This window comes from Empedobacter sp. UBA3239, from assembly GCF_002362875.1.
Taxonomy (GTDB): Bacteria; Bacteroidota; Bacteroidia; order Flavobacteriales; family Weeksellaceae; genus Empedobacter; species Empedobacter falsenii_B.
In genome coordinates this window covers 1-20,821 of sequence record NZ_DEVJ01000076.1, presented here as the reverse complement: position 1 = coordinate 20,821, position 20,821 = coordinate 1, and the positions used below count along the sequence as shown (strand labels likewise).

The following is a 20,821-nucleotide window of genomic DNA, read 5'->3' as shown; positions in this document are numbered from 1 at the left end:
TAACCCTTTTTATTTTTGTAAAAATGTTTCATTAAAATCTATATTGTCTTCTTGAATCATTTTTTCAAAATCATTTTGATTTAACTGTTTTCCCTTTGTTGGTTTAGAGATTTTAAATCTATCACTCACATTGACTTTTATTGCTGAATAAATTTGTTTATTTTCTTGACTCCCATCTTTATTAATCATAGTTAATTTTAAAATGACTCCAGGTAAACCATCATAATTTGTTGGACCATTTTTAAATTCAAGCTTAGGCGCATACCAAGCTTCAATAAATGTATTTTCTGACTCTTGAAGGGTAGCTTTCTTTACATCGAATCCTAAAATTTTTGTATATTCTTTTTTAATAATCCATTTCATTTGTTTAATAGAATCATAAATAAGTAGATTCTTGTTATTATAATTTATTTCTGAAAGGGAATACTTCTCTTTCAGATTTTTATAATAAAATCCTCCTGGTCCGCTCACAAAACTTATTGATGTTCCACTTTTATTTTGCGAATTGTCTACTCGATCAATTTTATTAAAAGTAGATTCGTTTTTAGAAGTAATCAACTCAAAATATAGCCTATTGTCGTTACTATTTTTATATATTTCTCTACTTATTTGATTTGTAGTTTTTTCAAAATCAAACTCATTTCTGAATTCATATTCAATTTTTAATTTTTCTTGACAGAAAATTGTAGTAAAAAATAAAAGATATATTATTGAAAGTGTTGTTTTCATAAATTCTGATTTAATTATAGAAGACTATAATAAAAGTATATTTGAATAAATATATTATTAGGATCAGCAAATTTGTTTATTTTTTTTAATATAATATGTATGTTATCTTATTAAACTTGTATAAAAATTACTATTAATTTTTACAATTATCAATGGTATAAAAATATAGTATGAAAACTTAGAGATTAGAAATAGTAAAATTATTTATTTTTCACTCTTGATGACACAGAAAAAAGTACATTACAATGGAAGAATTTGTAAAAGAAAAAAAGGCTCTTCAGAGTTTAAAAATATCAATCACTTCTGAATAACTTAACATAATTAATATTATACACCTTTTTGAAATGGGTTAAATTATTGATTCTAAAGTAGTGCCGTTTTGAATAAATTATTTCAGTTAGAAAAACACGCTGGAGACCGCATTTTACCGTTGGAATCGGATATTCAAAGCAGACAAATCTTACTTCAATAACGACTTTCCAGAATCCTTATAATTCCATGTTTTTACTTTCATTAAATCAGCAATTGTAGAGGCAATTTGATTGAGATAAGTTTGTTTCTGTTTGAATTTTTTAGGATTAATCCCATTTCCAATCATCAATATAAAACCTTCGTCTGATCCAAGAATTTCATCATAATGTTCTGACCATTGTCTTCCATTTCCACGTCCGTGATCAGTTGTTACAATAATAGTTGTTTGATCTTTATAGAATGGATCGCTTTGTACATAATTCCATATTTCCTCAATCATTCTATCATTGCGGTTTATTGAAGTAATATATTGATCGTAATCTTCATCATGTCCGTAATCATCGGCTTCTCCATAACCAATAAAAAGTAATTTTGGCTTTTGATTTTTCATCGCTTCTAACGCAAATTCGTGCGTAAAAATATCAAATCTTGTTGCCCACCATTGTTTTGGTGTTTCTAATTGAAAACGTTCGATAAGCAATTCTCGTTCAGATTTGTTTTGATTAAAACTATCTTGATATCCAGCATTTACAAACAATTTAGAACGTTCTTGATTCAAAATATTTGTATACATTCTCCAGCTTCCAAAAGCCATTACTTTATTGTTTAAATTCTTTTGTTGATTTGCAATTTCAAAAACTGATACATTAGGATTCGGAATATCTTTGTTGTTTTTAATTCGCTCATCATCAGCTTTTCCTGTAATAATTTCGTTGTATCCAGGATAAGACCATAATCTTTTGTTGGTCAAATTAACAAAGTTTTGTTCATCACGATTTCCTAAAATAACTCCTTTTTCTTTAATCGTTTTCCATGTAAATGGCATCAATAATTCGCGACGTTTTATAGAATCTTCTGTCCAATATTTTTCATTAGTTTGAACAATAAGTGAGTTGTATTTTTTATCATTTAAAATTGATTTTTCAACTCCCCGAAAAACTTCTTTCCAACGAACACCATCCAGCGTAACCAAGATAACTTTCGGTTCTTGAGCAAATAAAAAATTTGAGCATAAGGAAAGAATAAGAAATGTATACTTCATGTGATTATAATTTCTTATAAAAATAGGAAAAGCATCGATATGATGCTTTTAAAAGTATTATTTTTCTAATTTATTGACGATTTGTTGATAAACATCTTCGGCACTCAAATTTTGAAAATAATCATAATTTTGAAACTTTTTTGGATCTTTTCCAAAGATAGAAGTTGGACGAATTTTCATCGATTCGTCTTGTATCACATCATTCATAGATTGTCCATAACCTAAAAATCCAGCAAATGGATGCGTTCCACCCCAAATAGAAATCGTGCGCGTACCCATCAACGAAGCTAAATGCATATTTGCACTATCCATAGAAATCATTACTTCTAATTTAGCAATTGCTTGTAATTCCTCTTCAAAAGAGATTGTTCCAGCTAAAGAATGGATGTTTGGATTGAAATTTTCCCATGTTTTTAATTCATCAATTTCAGTTTTTCCACCGCCAAATAAATAAATTTTGTACCCATTTTCAGCTAATTTCTTCGTCACGATTTTCATCTTTTCGATGGGATAAATTTTACTTGTAAAGGCTGCAAAAGGTGCAATTCCAATTGATTTTGGTTCCTTAATCGATTTTGGTTCGATTTTATGCTTTAAATTGACGTTAAAACCAAGTTTACGCAAAACATCAGCATAGCGCTCAGTTGTTAATTTTAATTGCTTATAAACGCGATTTTTTTGATTGACTAAAGCTTTTTTCTCCTCACGACCTTTATCTAAAGTAGCCGTTTCTGTTCCGTTAAGTTTGAATAGAGTTGCAATTACTTTTGATCGGATTACATTATGAAAATCAGCTACATAATCAAAATTATATTGTTTTAATTCTTTGTATAATTTGAACAAGCTACAAAAGCTTTTGTAGTCTTTGTTCAAATCAACCGAAATAAATTTGATTTGAGGAAATTGCTTGAAAATATTTCCCATAAAAGGGCGCGAAGCAACATAAACTTCGACATTAGGATTTTGTTCAATAAACTCTTTTAAAACAGGAGCAATCATTGTAACATCCCCCAAAGCAGAAAAACGTAAAACTAATAGTTTTTTATGATTCGTTTTCTCCATTATTCCTATTGTTAATTTCTTTTGCAACCATTTTCATTTGCTTTTCAAACTCTTCCTTAGATGCTTCAAAATATTGATCAGAATTTTCGGCATGTTTTGCAATTTTACGCAACGATTTTCGGTCACTTTTTATGAAAATTTCCCCAATTTTAGACGCTTCTTCAGGTGAAAAACCATATTTTATAAGGATTTGTCTACCAACGTAAACAGATGAGAAAAAGTTTTCTCGATAAACTTCGTCTATACCATCTTTCAAATAATTATACGCATAACTACGATTTTTTGCACGAACAATAATTTCTAAATTCGGAAAGTTTTTACGAACAATATAAACTAATTTTTGATTAATTTCTGGCGGATCCAAAGCAGCTACAAAATATTTTGCATGTTCAGCACCAGCCGATTTTAGTAAGTTAACATTTGTTGCATCACCATAGAAAACATTAAAACCCTGCTTGCGCATTTTCTCTACACGCTCGCTATCATTATCCAAAACAATCGATTTTATTCCAGTGCTTTTCAAGACACGACTAATTGTGTTTCCAAAATCACCAAAACCAGCAATAATTATTTCACCTTCTGCTGAATGTGGATTTATTTTATCGTTTTCAATGATTGTTTTTACTTTTGTTTTTACACCAAAATATTTTAGAATTAATTTTTCATTTAAGACTAAAAGTAATGGTGTTATTACCATTGTTATCGCTGTTGTAGCTAACATCAAATCGTACCATTCTTTGTTTAGAATATCTAAATTTCGAGTCAATGATAAGATAACGAAAGCAAATTCTCCGACTTGTGATAAAAGCAAAATGAACAACCATTTCTGATCAAAATCAAATTTATGTTTGATTCCAATAAACCATAAAACCAATGATTTTATTAGCATTATTCCAAATGTTAATCCAAGAATCATAAAAGGTTTATCTGCAATTAATTTAAAGTTAATCGTTGATCCAACAGCAATAAAAAAGATTCCTAATAATAATGATTTGAATGGCTCAATGTCACTTTCTAATTGATGTTTATATTCGTTATTCGCCAAAACAACACCAGCAATAAATGCTCCCAAGGCAGGAGAAATTCCAACTTTTTGCATCAAAATTGAAACTCCAATGACTAAAAGTAGGGCAGAAGCGGTGTAAATTTCTCGAACTTGTAATTGTCCAACATACTTGAAATAAGGTGTAATAATGTATTTTGCAATCACATAAATAAATGTAATTGCACCAAGAATAACCAAGGTTTTCATGAACGCTGGTCCACCAACTAACAAACTTTTAGAATCATCTCCAATGGACTGAATCAAGGAATCTCCAACTAAAAGTGGAATAATTGCTAAGATTGGAATTACCATAATATCTTGAAACAACAAAACTGAAAAAGTTGATTTACCTATGTTTGTTTTGGTCAATCCTTTTTCGCTAAGCGTTTGCATAATAATGGCTGTTGAAGACATGGTTATTGCAAAAGCTATAGAAAGAGCCAAAGAAAAATCCATTTTCAAGGCAAATATTCCGACTAAAGTTGCAATAATTATTGTTCCCAAAACTTGCATTCCACCAAGGTTGATGATTTTATTTTTCATCTTCCAGAATTCCTTTGGATCAAGTTCTAATCCGACCAAAAAAAGCATCATAACTACACCAAATTCAGTGGCGTGCATAATGTCTGTACCGTCATTGCCAACAAATTTTAGCACATAAGGTCCAATTAAAACTCCGGCAATTAAATATCCCAAAACCGAACCCATTCCTAATTTTTTGGAAATAGGAACGCAGATTACAGCGGAAAATAGAAAAATAAATGCTTGGCCTAAAAAGTCGTTCATTATTTTATAAGGTTGATTAGATGATGTGTCTAACTATTATTTTGTTTTGATTGAAATGCAATCGCATAAAATTTGAATTGTTTTATCATCGCTAATAATCCATTTGCACGAGTTGGTGATAAAAATTCTGATAAACCAATTTCGTTGATAAAATCTGTATCCGATTCTAAAATATCTTTTGGCGTTTGATGATTATACATTCTCACCAATAATGCGGCAATTCCTTTTGGTAAAATAGCATTAGAATCAGCTTTAAATTCGATTGTATTACCATCCAATTCTGCATCTAACCAAACAGAAGATTGACAACCTTTGATGATTTTATCATCTGTTTTTGCTTCTTCTGGTAAATTATTTAAGCTTTTTCCTAACTCGATCAAATATTCGTAGCGTTGTTCCCAATCATCAAAAAATGAGAATTCGTCTACTATTTCGTTTTGAATTTCTTTAATTTTCATATGACAAAGTTAGAAAGTTTTTGATAGTTTTTCCTCAAAAAAAGACGTTAAATAGCTTGATTCTTTTAGATTTCTTATTTTTGTGTTTTGATAAATTTCAATTCCCCAAAAATGAAGTACACTTTCATTGTTAATCCTAATTCTGGAAACGCAAAACACGATATTTCGCTCGATTTTTTACAATCAAAATTTGATTCTTCAGACGAAATCGTTTTGAAAGAAACCGTTTATCAATTTCATGCAAAAGAATTGGTGAAGGAGGCGATTGCAGAAAATTCAGATGTTATTGTTGCGTGCGGTGGTGATGGGACAATCAATGAAGTGGCGAGTGCTTTGGTGAAAAAAAATATTCCGTTGGGAATAATTCCTGCCGGATCTGGAAATGGTTTGGCTACAAATCTTAATATTCCGAAAGATATTAACAAGGCAATCGAAATTATCAAAAACCATATTGTTCATACGATTGATGTTGGTAGAGTAGAGGATAACTATTTTTTTAGCAATTTAGGTTTTGGGATTGACGCAGAAGTTATCAAAACATATGAAGAAAATCAAAAACGTACGATTACTGGTTATGTTGATGCATCTGTGAAAACGTTGTTGAATTATAAATCTAAATTGTTTCGCCTTTATATTGATGATGTAATTATTGAGAAAAATTTTTATTATCTATTCTGCTCTAATTCTAACATTGCTGGTTATGGAATCTCTTTTACACCGAAAGCTGATTTGTCTGATGGAGAATTGGATTTATTGATGATTGAAGATTTAGATGTTTTCGAACAATTTTATTTTTCGGTATTGGTTTTAGCCAAGAAAATTGATTTATTAGACAAAGCAAAGTATCGAAAAGTGAAAAAATTCAAGATTGAAAGTTTAAATAATAATCCGATTACGTATCAACTTGATGGAGAGATTCATAATACCGATTCACTTCAAGTAAAAGTTAAGGTCATACCAAATGGTTTAAAAATCATTTTTTAAACTTCAATTATTATTTAATTAACAATATAAATCATACATTTTCAATAAATTAAAATGTTATTAACTGAGTTGTAAACGATTTGTGTGTAACCATTTTTATCTTCAATTTTATAATAATACTTGCATTCGTTGTAACTTTGAATAAAATTTTTGCAATGAATAAGCCTTATAAAATTTTAGCAATCGATTCTAATCATGAATGTTTGAATAATGGACTTCGCGAAGCTGGTTTTATTGTTGATGAAGATTATATTTCATCAAAAGAAATGATCGAACAAAAGATTAATGAATATGATGGATTGATTGTAAGGAGTAGATTTCCAATTGATAAAGATTTTTTAGCAAAAGCAACGAATTTAAAGTTTATTGGTAGAGTAGGGGCAGGCTTGGAGAATATTGACGAAGAGTTTACAGCTGATCATAACATTGTTTTATTTAATTCTCCCGAAGGAAACCGAGATTCTGTTGGTGAACATGCGATTGGTATGTTGTTGATGTTGATGCATCATTTGCGCAGAGCTGATAACGAAGTTCGTAATGGAATTTGGAAACGTGAAGAAAATCGTGGTGATGAATTGAAAGGTAAAACGGTTGGGATTATTGGCTATGGAAACATGGGAAATGCTTTTGCGAGACGTTTGCAAGGTTTTGAAGTGAATGTGATATGCTTTGATATTTTGCCAAACAAAGGAAATGAATTTGCGAAACAAGTTTCGTTAGAAGAATTTTTTGAGCAAGCAGATGTTGTAAGTTTACATACGCCGCAAACGCCAGAAACGATGCAAATGATTAATGCAGTATTTATTTCTAACTTCAAAAAGCCATTTTATTTTGTGAATACAGCGCGTGGTAAATCTGTTGTGACAAAAGATTTGGTTGAAGCATTAAAAACAGGAAAAGTTTTAGGTGTTGCTTTAGATGTTTTAGAATTTGAAAAATCGAGTTTTGAGAAATTAGTTGCATCTGATTTACCAGAAGAATTTCAGTATTTAATCCAAGCGGATAATGTTGTTTTAGCGCCACATATTGCAGGTTGGACGCATCAAAGTAAAGTGAAATTAGCAGAGTTTATTCGTGATAAAATAATAGATTGGAAGAATAATCAGTAAAATGATTAATTGATATAAACTAAAAAGGTTCCGAAATTTTGGAACCTTTTTTCATTTTGTAAGTTTTTTGTAAACTTTATACAAAATAACTGCTACTATAATAACAAGAACGATTTGGAGTAGAATCCAAAGTATAACATTAAATGTCGATTCGCCTGAAATTGATAGCATATATATGTCTCATGTGTTAACTGAATGCTAAAATATTAATTATTTTTAACATTTCGTTAATAATTTAAAAAAATTTTATTCATCTTCTAGGTGTGTTAATTGATAACTTATCACATATCAATAGATAAGTTTTTTTCGCACCCTAAATTTGTATAAAAATAAATTACTATGAATTACCAAATATTTAAATCAGAATCAAGAGGTGGAGGAAATCACGGATGGTTAAACTCTAAACATTCTTACAGTTTTGCAAATTATTACGATCCAGCCCGTATTCATTTTGGAGCTTTGCGTGTCGTAAATGATGATATAATTACTGGAGGAATGGGATTTGGAAAACATCCTCATGATAATATGGAGATTATTACAATTCCTACAAAAGGAGGAATTTCTCACGAAGATTCAATGGGAACTGGTTCTGTAATTGAGTCTGGGGATGTACAAGTAATGAGTGCTGGTACAGGAGTTTTTCATAGTGAAATGAATGCTTATGAAAACCAAGAAGGACATTTTTTTCAGATTTGGATTATTCCAAATAAAATGAATGTTGAGCCTCGCTATCAACAAATTTCTGTTCGTGAAGTTGCAAAAGAAAATGAATTATACCAAGTGCTTTCTCCAAATCCAGATGATCAAGGAGTTTGGATTCATCAAGATGCATGGATTTTCTTAGGAAATTATACAGAAGATAATCAAGAAACATACAAAGTACAAAAAGAAGGAAATGGTGTTTTCTTTATGGTTGTTGAAGGAGAAGTTGAATTTGACGGAAACAAATTAGGACGAAGAGATGTCATCGAGATTAAAGATACAAACGAGTTTTCTTTCAATGTAGCAAAAGATTCTCGCTTGATGTTAATCGAAGTTCCTATGGATATTTAGAAATTTTTTTCAAGTTTTAGTTGTTTTATATATAGAGCAGATTTCAGAAATGAAATTTGCTTTTTTTTTGTTAAAAAAATATCATTATCAACACAAGTATTTAGTATATTTACTTCTTATAAAACTTTAACTCAAAACGTACTTAATCTATACTATATGAAACGTTTATTCATCATTGCCTCTTTTGCTTTAATGATTATCAGTTGTAAAAATGATAAGATTGAAATTGATTCTACATCTGCGCAAACTTTTAGTGAAACGGTAGACAAAATTTCGAAGGCTTTGCCTGTTATGCAACAAGATAAATTTAAGGAAGCTTTGCAAATTATTTTCGAGTACAACACAAGTCAATCAATGGATAATGAAGCGCGTTGGGGAATTGTGCGTACGTTGTTAGATGGAAAAACGGTAGATGAGGTTTTTGATATTGCAGAAAAAGTTGCATTACAAAATAAATTTACATGGAATAGAAATCAAGTTCCTTTGGTGAATGGAATTCCAAAACCAGGCGCAACCGAAACTGTAGAAACGCCTGCTGAACCGACTTCTAATGTACAACGTTTTGATTTTAGTGTAAAACAAGATGAGAAAGGAATTGCAATTTCGCCATTCTTTTATAATGTGCAAGGAGAGGAAATTCAGTTGGATAAAGCTGTAACGGCAACAATAGAAGTGTTTAATTCAGGTAGTATTGTGTACACATTTCGTTCTACAATTGATCCAAATTCTATGGATGATTTGTACAGAAAAAATACAATTAATATTAAATATTCGTCATTAGATGCTTCTAAAATTAAGAGTGATCGATTAGATATTTTGGTTCGAATTCCGAATTCTGAACGATATTTAACGAATCGTAAAGCGGTAAAAGTTCCGTTGAATTTAGTTGGTGCTGCTGAGGTTGTAGATTCTCTTTTGGTTGAAAGTACGCCTGCACATGTAAGCAAAGAAGCTGGAATGGTAAAATCTCTTTCGAATCGTTTTATGACAAATTTATCTAAGAAAAATTATTCTGGCGCTTTTGCGTTGACAAGAAGTGGAGAATGGAATACTTTCCAAAAATTTTCTTCTGATGAATCAATTAAGAATTTAGAGCAAGCAACAATTAATGATGCAAAAGTGTTAGATGCAGATGAAAAAGTAGCTTTGGTTGAAGTGAATGCAAATTTAAAAGACCAATCTTCTAAGACGTATCAAGTTACTTTAGAAAAGATTAATAATAAATGGTTTGTGGTTAATTTTAAATAATCGTAAACGTATTAAACATAAAAAAGCGTTCAAAATCTGAACGCTTTTCTTGTTTTATATTGAAATGAATTATTGTCCGTTTGCTTCTTTAGCAGCGTCAGCTTTCATTTTTGCGTTTGCAGTAATTGCAATCTCTACACGACGGTTTTGAGCACGTCCTTCTACTGTTGTATTATCAGCAATTGGTTCCTCTAAACCTTTTCCTTTCGATGTTAAACGAGAAGAAGAAATACCTTTAGAAACTAAATAATCTTTTACAGACTGTGCACGTTTTTGAGATAATGGTAAGTTATAACTTTGAGAACCTACGTTATCAGTGTGTCCAACAATTAATAAATCTGTATCAGGATATTCGTTGAAAACTTCTACTAATTTATCTAAGTTAGATTTAGCAACAGCAGTTAAAGAAGCTTTGTTGTAATCAAAGGTAACTTTAGAGTTTTCATCTAAAATTAAGTTAATCCCTTCTTCAGTTCTTACTACTTCTGCACCTGGTAAAACTTGCTCAATTTTTTGCGCTTGTTTATCCATGTTGTTACCAATAACACCACCAGCAGCTCCACCTACAGCAGCTCCAATTACAGCACCTAAAGCAGTGTTACCACCTTTACCGATATTATTACCTAAGATTCCTCCAATAACCCCACCAGCAACAGCACCAATACCAGCACCTTTTTGTGTATTATTTGCATTTTGTACAGCTGTACAAGAAGACATAATAAATGATCCTCCTAATACAATTGCGGCTATTTTAGTATTTATTTTTTTCATAATTTCTAAGTTTTTTAAATTGTTGATTAACGTACGAAGTTATAAATCACTTGTGCAATTTTTCCGTTTGCATTGATATCTTGTACCAATTTCATCGAATTTGCATCAACATAATCTACACGCATTTTATATCCTGCTGTATTTTGTTTCGCTTTGATTCCTGTAACATCTTTGAAGATAAAGTAAGTTGTAGAACCATCTTGTTGTAAATCCCAAATAATATTTGCTGTTCCTGAAGGGCAATCTCCGCCAGCGTTATTAAATGTATATGTTCCTTTTTTGTTGTTTTGAACTAAGTTCCATGTAGAACCTTCATAACATTCTGGGTTTGCTGTGTCAAAAACTTTTGAAACTGCATCTGTAACTTTTACATTACCTTGTACCTCGTTGGTTGTTAAACCTTGGTAGTCTACATTTGTCAAAGTCCATGCACCTCTTACTTCTTTACCAGTTTGTATTTCTTGTTTTGCAACGGTTGTAGATGCACAAGAAGTTAAAAATGCTGAAGCGCATATCCCAAATAATAAAATACTTTTTTTCATAGCTATTTATTTTATCTATTATTAATCTTAAAAAATGGCTTTTATAAATTAGATTTAATAAATTTTTAGAAAAAAAACGACTTCTAATACATCTGATTAGATAATCATTCTTTAAAAACGCTTATTTTAATTTTCAGCTTTAATAATATAGATTAAAGAAGAATATTGACCTGTTTTTTTAGCTTGAGCATTAGACTTCAAACCAATTCTAAGCGCATTGATAAAACCTAACTTATTACCTTTATATTTTTCAGATAGTAGACTCACATAAAAAGAATCTAATTTCATCGGGTGGATAGATTCAATTTTCATACCAAAATTGTTGAAAAGCTTATTCATGCTACTTGCAGAGAAATGCCAAAGGTGTCTTGGTACATCATATGCAGCCCAATATTTTCCGTAATATTCTGCATCATATGATTTGTGATTTGGAACTGCAATAATTAATCGACCATTTTCTGATAAATGATTTTTTAATTGTTGAATGATTTCATTCAAGTTTGGAATATGTTCTAAGACATGCCACAACGTGATGATATCAAATTTTTGATCATTATGTTCTAATTCTGTAGAAGTAACTTTTTCCTTTCCAATTTTAGATTGTGCAATTTTTCGTGCCGAATCATTTGGTTCCATTCCCAAAACATCATACCCATTTTTTTGTAGATGTTCTAAAAAATCTCCAACACCACAACCATAATCCAAAATATTTTTACCATTTGAAACTTTATTTATCAATTCTAATTTATTGTTCAAATTGATAGATTTTGCCATTTGGTAAAAACGTTCAAAAATAGATTTCTTTCCATCTGTATGGGAAATGTAATTTTTACTTTCGTAGTACTTTCCTAAATTTTCGATAGGTTGGGGAAGAGTATACAAAACTTCAGTTTCTGAATCTTCGTATATTTCGAATTTTTCTCCTGTTAAAAAATAATCTTTTAAATCTAATTTCTTAATACCAGAAAATCCTTCTTTTGAAGGATTTTCTTTAGATGTTTCACGTGGAACATTTTCCATATTATCTTCCCATGTAAATTAATAATACACTAATATCTGCTGGTGATACACCACTAATTCTTGATGCTTGTGCTACCGTTGCAGGTTTTATTTTTGTTAATTTTTGACGAGCTTCTATCGACATCGAACCAAAGACATGATAATCTATATCAGCTGGAATTTTTAGATTTTCCAAACGATGCAATTTATCTGCATTCTGTTGTTCTTTTTTAATATAACCTTTATATTTTATTTGAATTTCTGTCTGCTCTAATTCTTCTTGATCGTATTCATTCGTTTCAATAAACTCTTTTACTCGATCTAATTTTGTGAAATCAGAAAGCTTTAATTCAGGACGAGAAATAACCGAAATCATTTTGTTTGGTTGTTTCAAAGGTGTTCCTTCTCGCTCTTCAATTACATCATTTATCTCTTGTGGTTTGATTGAATTTTCTTCAAAATAATTAACTAACTTTTCAGCCTTGTCAAATTTTTCTTCCATTCTTCTCAAACGATCTTCTGAGGCTAAGCCTAATTCAAAACTTTTTCTTGTCAAACGTTCATCCGCATTATCTTGTCTCAATAAGATACGATATTCTGCACGAGATGTAAACATACGATAAGGTTCTTCTGTACCTTTTGTAATCAAATCGTCGATTAAAACTCCTATATAAGCTTCGTTACGATTTAAGATAAATGGATCTTTTCCTTGAATTTTTAACACAGCATTTATACCCGCCATCAAACCTTGAGAAGCAGCTTCTTCATAACCTGTTGTTCCGTTAATTTGACCAGCGCAATATAAGTTATCAATTAACTTAGTTTCTAGCGTATGTTTTAACTGTGTGGGTGGAAAATAATCGTATTCGATGGCGTAACCTGGACGTAAAATTTTTGCATTTTCAAAACCAGGAACAGAACGTAAAGCTCTTGCTTGAATATCATCTGGCAAAGATGTTGAGAATCCATTTATGTAGAATTCCATCGTGTGCCAACCTTCCGGTTCAGCAAAAATCTGATGACGATCTTTGTCTGCAAAACGATTAATTTTATCTTCGATAGATGGACAATATCTTGGTCCTGTCGATTTAATTGTTCCGTTAAACATTGGAGAACGATCAAAGCCTTCACGCAATAAATCATGAACTTCTTGATTCGTATAAGTAATCCAACAAGAACGTTGTTTTGTTAATTTTTGTGTATTTGTATATGAGAATTTTGAAGGATTTTCATCACCTGGTTGCTCCACCATTTTCGTATAATCGATAGAACGACCATCTACACGTGGAGGAGTACCTGTTTTCATTCGTCCAGCTTCGAAACCTAAATCAACTAATTGTTCCGTAATTCCGAAAGCAGCAGATTCTCCCATGCGTCCACCTCCAAATTGTTTTTCTCCAATATGAATTAAACCATTCAAGAAAGTACCATTTGTAAGTACAACAGACTTAGAACGAATTTTCATTCCCATGGCTGTAATTACTCCGCAAACTTTACCATTTTCGATGATTAAATTTTTCACCATATCTTGAAAGAAGTCAACATTCTCTGTTCTCTCTAAAGATAAACGCCATTCTTCTGCAAAACGCATACGGTCTGATTGCGCACGTGGAGACCACATTGCTGGACCTTTTGATTGATTCAACATCTTGAATTGAATCGCTGTTTTGTCAGTGATAATACCAGAGTATCCACCTAAAGCGTCAATCTCGCGAACAATTTGTCCTTTCGCAATTCCACCCATAGCAGGATTACAAGACATTTGTCCGATTGTTTGTAAGTTCATTGTCACAAGAAGCGTTTTTGCTCCTAAATTGGCTGCTGCCGCTGTTGCTTCTGCACCTGCGTGACCACCACCAACTACAATTACATCATATTCTGATTGAAATATCATTTGATTTGTAAACTTATTTTTCTTGTTAAAATAATAAATGTTCCACGTGGAACATTATTGATTTAGATAGCTACTAAATGTTTCTAAATATTGATTTTCTTTAGCAGTCATCAATTCTTTGTCATCAGGTTCTTTGTCCATATAACCAGCAAAATGTAATATTCCGTGAATAATTACTCGAGCCAATTCGTTTTCAAAAGAAACATTATTTTGCTCAGCATTATCTTTGATTCGTTCGACGCTAATAAAAATATCACCCATCAATTCATCTTCAATAGAATTATCGAAACCGATAACATCTGTGTAATAATCGTGGTCTAAATATTGTCGATTAATTTGAAGTAAGTATTCGTCATCACAGAAAATATAGTTTAAATCTTCTATTGTTTTCCCCTCATTCTTCATACTCTCTACGATCCAATCTATCCAAGTTTGAGCATCTTTTAGCTCAAAATCTGTTTCGTAAAATAATTCTATCATTGTTCTAAAACCAGTAACCTAAACTTAAATTAAATAATCCTTTTTTTGTGTAAGGCGAATAACTCCAAATGAAATTTAAAGGTCCTAATGGACTATCGTAGCCATAGGTAATGCCGTACCCAAGATATTTGTAATCTGTTAAACTCAATTGCTCAAATCTATCTGTGATATTTGCTATATTCATAAATAGACTTGTGTAATGATTTTTCAAAATTCGAGCTTGAATATGAGAGCCAAAAAGCAATTGATTGTCGCCAATCGCAGAACCAAAAGGAAGCCCATAAAACTTTGTATAATTGAAAAAATCTTGCTCAACATAACCTCCTAGAAAAAATTTCTGAGGCATTGATACATTATCGTTGAAAAAGGTTCCAAAGTTAGCAGTAAATCTGTAACTTAGGAAATTATTTAATGGAAAATTTGCCTCTAAACTCGATTCTAACAAATAGTTATTTTCAAACCCAGTTACATTAGAATCAAATAAATACTTGAAACTTCCATCAAATTTTAAACCACTACGCGCAAAATTTGCATTATTTCGATTATCTGCTTTGATATATCCATACCCTTTCCAATAATAACCTTCTGATTTTGCTGGAAATTCTTGATTAGAAGCAATAAAATTATTTGTGAAAACTTTTGTGTATTGATGCTCCAATCCAACGCCAATCGCAAATTTTTCTTTAATTGTGGATTGAATGTAGAGTTGATTGATGTATTCTCTAAAGTTATAATTTACTTTTTTGTAGATATTATCTTGACCAAAGAAGTTTCTTAGATCAATTTCTTTGTCAAAATAATGCGAAAAAGAGTTGAAACCAATACTTGGAAAATAACCATTATCAATAAAAAAATTGATGTTGTATCGCGCATAATCACCAACCACAACATCAGCAGAAAGCACCGAGTTTTTGACAAATAAATTCTTTGAAGTGAAGTTTAAAAGTAATCCTGTTTTAAATAAATCATCGTAATGTAATCCAAAACGGATAGATTGTTTGGTCTTATTTTCTTGAACTTTTAACGTTAATAAATTCTCTTCATCGTTAATTTCTGAGATTTTATACGTGATATTATTGAAGTTTCCTGAAGCATATAGTTTCGAAATTCCAGCTTTTAAATCATCATATTTTATAATTTCAGGAGTACGAATCCCTAACTTACCTTCGATGTAATTTGTGTTGAAGTTTTTCAATCCTTCTACTTCAATTTCTTTCACCAAAACATAATCATCAAGTTTAATTTCGTTTCGAGTTTTGTTTGAAGCATGCTGTTTTTTTGCAATTTCTTTCAGTTGATCATATACTTTTTCCGAAGCAATAAGTCCACGATTGTAAATAGAATCTACTTCGTCAAAACTCGTGACAGCATATTCTTTTAACTCTGGTTTAATCAATAAATCGACTAATTTCTTTTGTTCATTTGTTTTTTTAACGATGCTCATCGTCATAATTTGACTCAAAATATCAATAGCAGAATTTAGATCATCACGTTTTTGTAAACCATCACCCAATTCGACACCGATAATAATATCAGCCCCCATTTCTTTCACTTCTTTCACGGGGAAGTTGTTGACAACGCCACCATCAACATATATTTTACCATCAATTGTGACAGGATCTAACATGGTTGGATATGCGCCTGAAGCCAAAATAACACGAGGTAAAAATCCCGAACGAAAGACTTTTTCTTCTCCAGTTTCGAGATCAGTTCCGATACAAACAAAAGGTGTTGGAAGTTTATTGAAATCATCAATATCATGAACTGGACGCAATAAATAAGTCAATAAATCAAGTGGACCTTGTCCTTTTGAAATGGCATTAGGAATCGTTAATTTGAACTTATCAAAAGGTAATTCTAAGATATATTTTTCTTTGTATGCTTTCTCGAAAAAAGGAATTTCTGCACGATCCTTATTTTGCGTAATCAGCGAAGAAATATCTAATTGATGCATAATTTTCTCAAGATCGTCAGGCGTATAACCAGCCGCATATAATCCGCCTATAATTGCGCCCATACTTGTACCTCCAATGTAATCAATTTTGATTCCTGCTTCTTCAATCTTCTTTAAAGCGCCAACGTGTGCATAACCTTTTGCACCGCCACCACTCAATACAACACCAACTTTTAGACGCGTTGAATCGTTCTTTGTTTCTTGTGCAAAGGCCATGGTAGAAATAATGAAAATGAAAGTAAAAAGACTGCGCATAAATTGATCTAAATTGAGGAATAAAGATAGCAATTTTGAATCTAAGTTGTAGAATTGATACTTTAACTATTCAACATTATTTTCATAACAACTTAAATAATATGAAAATTTCGAAAAGTCGGGAAAAAAAGCTTTATTTACTTTTAGAAAAGGCTTTAATTTTTCTATTTGTGAAGTAGAAAGTGGATATGAATCATATATTTCTGTTGGATAATCGTCGTCATATAAGATGAAATTATCTAAATGGGTTAAGATTTGTTCAGTAGATATCTCTAATTCAAATTCATTGTGTAATGAATCATCAGAATTATTATACTCTTCAATTAATCTAATTATTTTATCCATTTATTTTTTTTAAAAATACAAAAAAAGAGCTACTTTTCAGTAGCCCTTTTTCAGTATATTATTCTTTGTAATAAACGCGTTTTATACGTTGGGAAACCGAAGTTAGGACTTCATAAGGAATTGTCCCTAACCATTCGGTAACGTCGGCCAAAGTTGGCGAGTTTCCAAAAATAGTTACTTCATCACCTTCTTTACACGGAATATCTGTTACATTAACCATCATCATATCCATACAAATGGTTCCAGTAATTGTAGCCAAATGTCCATTAATTCCCACTTTTCCTTTTCCGTAACCAAGTGAGCGGCGAATGCCGTCGGCATAACCTACAGGTAAAGTTGCAATTTTGGTATGACGCTCCGCTGTAAAACGACGCCCATAGCTTACAGTTTCGCCTTTTTCAATCTCTGAAATCTGAGAGATTACCGTTTTGAAACGCACAACAGGTTTCAAATATTTTTCCATAAAATCGGTATATTCAGAGTAGCCATACATTCCGATTCCTAAACGAACCATGTCATATTGATGTTCTCCATACGCTACAATTCCAGGAGAATTTAACGCATGTTTGATTGGTTTTATGTTTAAAGCAGTTGTAATTGCCGCATAACTATTATCAAAACGTTCTAATTGATATTTCGCATATTCTTCTTCCTCTGGCATATCGGCAGTTGCTAAGTGAGTGAAAATTGAGCGAACATAAACATGTGAATTATCTTTTAGAATTGCAATTAATTCTTCGAAATCATCTTCATGAAAACCAAGACGATTCATACCTGTTTCCATTTTCAGGTGAATTGGATAGGGTGAAGAAATCTGTTTTTCTTGTAGTTTCTGAATGAATAATTTCAAGACGCGTAAACTATAGATTTCTGGTTCCAATTGATAATCGATAACCGTAGAATAACTACTTTGTTCCGGGTTCATGACGATAATTGGAATGGTAATTCCAGCTTCGCGCAATTCTTTTCCTTCATCTGCAATCGCAACGCCTAAGAAATCGACTCCGTTATTTTGTAAGGTATTTGCTACCTCAAAACTTCCTGTTCCATAACTATTCGCTTTTACCATGCACATCAATTTTGTGGTAGGTTTTAGCAATGAGCGGTACACATTTATATTCTCTATAAGGTTTTGCAAATTAATTTCAAGAACAGAATCGTTGGAACGTGTTTCTAATTCACTCGAAATTTTTTCTAATTTGAACGGACGAGCGCCTTTTAATAAAATAGCTTCGTTGTCGACATTTTGATGACGGAACTGCTCTAAGAATTCTTCAGTCGAATTGAATGAACGAACATAAGATTCAAATAAATGTTTGAACTGAGAAATTTTTTCTCCAATCAAAACTATCTCATCAAAATGATAAGGGTTGACTAAATTGGCTGCTTGTTGATATAAATCGTGGTCAGATAAGTTACTTTGTAAAATATCCGTCAATACCAACGATTTTTTGTCACGTGGTTGTTGATTTAGCACATTTAGACCAATTTTTAATGAATTTAGATCAGAATTGAAGGTATCATTAATTAAAATTGAATGATTAATCGCTTCTTTAATTTCCAAACGCATTTCGATTGGTAGAAGTTGATTAAATTCGTTTTTAAGTTGTTTATAATCAATGTTTAAACTAATCAAAGTTGTTAAGCAAATTAAACTATTTTTAATCGAAGCATCATCGATAAAAGGAATCGAATAGGTGAATTCTTCTTGATTATGTAAAATAGAAATTTGCGTATTAGTCTGATTACTTTGTATTTGCTTGATCTGTACAGTGGCAGAATTGGAGTAACCGTAAGTATATTTATCTGTTTTTGCTAAATGAGCGTTTTCAAGAATAGCTTGATGAACTTTTTCGTTTTCGATATTGAAAACTAATTTATCAACATGAGAAAATAGTTTCAGTTTTTCCTGAATCAATTCATCTTGATTTTTAAAATTCTCTAAATGCGCTTCTCCGATTTTTGTCAACACACCTATTGTTGGTTGAATAATTTCTTCGAGATTTTGCATTTCATTTGGCATCGAAATTCCAGCTTCGAAAATACCCAAATCGTTTTTCTCTTCCATTTGCAAAACAGAAAGTGCTGCTCCAAATTGAGAATTGTAACTTTTTGGACTACGAACAATCGAGAATTTTTTCCATAACAATTGATTCAACCACTCTTTGACAATCGTTTTTCCATTGGAACCGGTAATTCCGATCACAGGAAAATGAAATTGTTTGCGATGAATTTTTGCCCAATTTTGCAAAGCAAGTAGCGGATTTTCAACCTCGATAAAATTTGCATGAGGCAAATTTGTCAACGCTTTTTCTACGACAAAATTTCGAATTCCTCTTTGATAAGCATCTTGCAAAAACAAATGTCCGTCTTTTTGGTTTCCGTGAAAAGCAAAGAAAATTCCGTGAATTGGATTGACAATCATGCGCGAATCAAAGAAAATTTGATTGATGATTTCGTCTCCATTTCCAATCAAAGTACCGTTGATGATACTTGCAATTTGATTTAGATTATAAGTTTTCAACTTTATGTTTGTTATGTTCTTCCCAGAAAGCAGCTCGGCTTAATGGTTCATATTCTAGTACTTCGCCAAGTTCTACAAGACGATCACTGTCAATTTTTCGGTGCGAATAATTGGCTAAATTTCCTGTACGAACGCAGATTGCATGCACTTTTGTTACATACTCGGCAGTCGCCATTAAATTGGGCATTGGACCAAAAGGACGACCTTTGAAATCCATATCCAAACCAGCAACAATAACGCGTTTGCCTTCGTTTGCCAATTGATTGGCTACGTCTACAATTCCTTCATCAAAAAATTGTGCTTCATCAATCCCTACCACATCGCAATCATCAGCCAATAATAAAATTGCTGAAGAATACTCAACTGGCGTTGATGTAATAGAATTTTGATTGTGTGAAACGACTTCGCGGTCCGCATAACGCGTATCTATCGTAGGTTTGAAGATTTCGACACGTTGTTTGGCAAATTCGGCACGTTTTAGACGGCGTATAAGTTCTTCGGTTTTACCAGAAAACATTGAGCCACAGATGACTTCTATCCATCCACTTTTTTTGTTATGATTAAAGGTATTTTCGAGGAACATAGTTCAAATAATTTAGATTAAAATGTGAGAACAAATTTACGGAATAAATTAGATGAAAGAAGTAAAAAGTAGATTAAAGCTCATCTTGAAACTTTAGATGAGCTTATTAGTGGACTCTTCATAAAAAAAGTTGTAAGATTTATATAAAATTAATCTATTATCTTATTGATTTTAAGTTAGAAATGAATTGTTTCCCTTAAAAATAATAATACTTGTGTGTTTTTATTGATTACGGAAGTGGTTTGTTGTAACTTTTGAATAAATGACCATATAGATATATAGAAATAGATGAGTCTTTGATTTTCGAAATCAGTAGTTTATCATAGTTTTTCATCTTTGATGAAAGTTAGATGTATATTAATTTTACTTATCTTAGTATCAATGGCTATTAAAAAAACATAAGATTATGAGTTTAAAAGAACCACAGAAAATAAGAGTTGGATATCCCCCTGAATTTTCCAGTGTAATAAGCTACATTTTTTAAAAA

18 protein-coding genes are annotated in these 20,821 nt (G+C 31.4%); 4 read left to right on the top strand and 14 right to left on the bottom strand.

What is annotated here, in order from left to right:
- Positions 1 to 9: 9 nt before the first annotated feature.
- The 5 genes from B4G36_RS11650 to B4G36_RS11630 all read right to left on the bottom strand — a co-directional run bounded on the left by B4G36_RS11650 (position 10) and on the right by B4G36_RS11630 (position 5,593).
- Positions 10 to 729: a GLPGLI family protein gene (locus tag B4G36_RS11650; protein WP_291051299.1), complete on the bottom strand. Its 720-nt coding sequence runs from the start codon at positions 727 to 729 to the stop codon at positions 10 to 12.
- Between the two features lie 460 nt (positions 730 to 1,189).
- On the bottom strand, positions 1,190 to 2,242 hold the full coding sequence (locus B4G36_RS11645) for an alkaline phosphatase family protein (protein WP_284582941.1): 1,053 nt from the start codon (positions 2,240 to 2,242) through the stop codon (positions 1,190 to 1,192).
- A gap of 57 nt (positions 2,243 to 2,299) precedes the next feature.
- A complete protein-coding gene (locus B4G36_RS11640; protein ID WP_291064124.1) occupies positions 2,300 to 3,304 on the bottom strand; it encodes a glycosyltransferase family 9 protein in 1,005 nt (334 codons plus the stop codon).
- Positions 3,285 to 5,135 (bottom strand): monovalent cation:proton antiporter-2 (CPA2) family protein, encoded by a 1,851-nt coding sequence (locus B4G36_RS11635; RefSeq protein ID WP_291064123.1) that lies wholly within the window; start codon positions 5,133 to 5,135, stop codon positions 3,285 to 3,287. The genes B4G36_RS11640 and B4G36_RS11635 overlap by 20 nt, the downstream gene beginning before the upstream one ends.
- 29 nt (positions 5,136 to 5,164) lie before the next feature.
- On the bottom strand, positions 5,165 to 5,593 hold the full coding sequence (locus tag B4G36_RS11630; protein WP_219034091.1) for a SufE family protein: 429 nt from the start codon (positions 5,591 to 5,593) through the stop codon (positions 5,165 to 5,167).
- Between the two features lie 111 nt (positions 5,594 to 5,704).
- Between B4G36_RS11630 and B4G36_RS11625 the strand changes: the two genes are divergently transcribed.
- From B4G36_RS11625 to B4G36_RS11610, 4 genes are all read left to right on the top strand, one after another.
- Positions 5,705 to 6,577, top strand: a complete 873-nt coding sequence (locus B4G36_RS11625; protein WP_291064122.1) for a diacylglycerol/lipid kinase family protein — start codon at positions 5,705 to 5,707, stop codon at positions 6,575 to 6,577.
- A 155-nt stretch (positions 6,578 to 6,732) separates the two neighbouring features.
- Positions 6,733 to 7,686: a 2-hydroxyacid dehydrogenase gene (locus B4G36_RS11620; RefSeq protein WP_291064121.1), complete on the top strand. Its 954-nt coding sequence runs from the start codon at positions 6,733 to 6,735 to the stop codon at positions 7,684 to 7,686.
- Positions 7,687 to 8,025: 339 nt separating this feature from the next.
- Complete coding sequence (locus B4G36_RS11615) at positions 8,026 to 8,739, top strand: pirin family protein (RefSeq protein ID WP_291064120.1); 714 nt, start codon at positions 8,026 to 8,028, stop codon at positions 8,737 to 8,739.
- 156 nt (positions 8,740 to 8,895) lie between these two features.
- Entirely contained in the window at positions 8,896 to 9,987 is a 1,092-nt protein-coding gene (locus tag B4G36_RS11610; protein WP_291064119.1) for a hypothetical protein, read from the top strand.
- 69 nt (positions 9,988 to 10,056) lie between these two features.
- Here the strand turns inward: B4G36_RS11610 and B4G36_RS11605 are convergent, their stop codons facing one another.
- The 9 genes from B4G36_RS11605 to B4G36_RS11565 all read right to left on the bottom strand — a co-directional run bounded on the left by B4G36_RS11605 (position 10,057) and on the right by B4G36_RS11565 (position 20,334).
- Entirely contained in the window at positions 10,057 to 10,758 is a 702-nt protein-coding gene (locus B4G36_RS11605) for an OmpA family protein (RefSeq protein ID WP_291064118.1), read from the bottom strand.
- A gap of 26 nt (positions 10,759 to 10,784) precedes the next feature.
- Positions 10,785 to 11,300 (bottom strand): lipocalin family protein, encoded by a 516-nt coding sequence (locus B4G36_RS11600; RefSeq protein WP_221854016.1) that lies wholly within the window; start codon positions 11,298 to 11,300, stop codon positions 10,785 to 10,787.
- Between the two features lie 126 nt (positions 11,301 to 11,426).
- Positions 11,427 to 12,320, bottom strand: coding sequence for a class I SAM-dependent methyltransferase (locus B4G36_RS11595; protein WP_291064117.1), 894 nt, complete (start codon positions 12,318 to 12,320; stop codon positions 11,427 to 11,429).
- A gap of 1 nt (position 12,321) precedes the next feature.
- A complete protein-coding gene (mnmG, locus tag B4G36_RS11590; protein WP_286495677.1) occupies positions 12,322 to 14,193 on the bottom strand; it encodes a tRNA uridine-5-carboxymethylaminomethyl(34) synthesis enzyme MnmG in 1,872 nt (623 codons plus the stop codon).
- A gap of 54 nt (positions 14,194 to 14,247) precedes the next feature.
- Positions 14,248 to 14,673, bottom strand: coding sequence for an rRNA maturation RNase YbeY (ybeY, locus tag B4G36_RS11585; RefSeq protein WP_291064116.1), 426 nt, complete (start codon positions 14,671 to 14,673; stop codon positions 14,248 to 14,250).
- A 4-nt stretch (positions 14,674 to 14,677) separates the two neighbouring features.
- Positions 14,678 to 16,843 (bottom strand): patatin-like phospholipase family protein, encoded by a 2,166-nt coding sequence (locus B4G36_RS11580; RefSeq protein ID WP_291064115.1) that lies wholly within the window; start codon positions 16,841 to 16,843, stop codon positions 14,678 to 14,680.
- A 105-nt stretch (positions 16,844 to 16,948) separates the two neighbouring features.
- Positions 16,949 to 17,227, bottom strand: a complete 279-nt coding sequence (locus B4G36_RS11575; protein WP_291064114.1) for a DUF7683 domain-containing protein — start codon at positions 17,225 to 17,227, stop codon at positions 16,949 to 16,951.
- 58 nt (positions 17,228 to 17,285) lie between these two features.
- Positions 17,286 to 19,751, bottom strand: coding sequence for a bifunctional UDP-N-acetylmuramoyl-tripeptide:D-alanyl-D-alanine ligase/alanine racemase (locus B4G36_RS11570; protein ID WP_291064113.1), 2,466 nt, complete (start codon positions 19,749 to 19,751; stop codon positions 17,286 to 17,288).
- Positions 19,738 to 20,334: a thymidine kinase gene (locus tag B4G36_RS11565; RefSeq protein WP_291064112.1), complete on the bottom strand. Its 597-nt coding sequence runs from the start codon at positions 20,332 to 20,334 to the stop codon at positions 19,738 to 19,740. The genes B4G36_RS11570 and B4G36_RS11565 overlap by 14 nt, the downstream gene beginning before the upstream one ends.
- Positions 20,335 to 20,821: the final 487 nt, after the last annotated feature.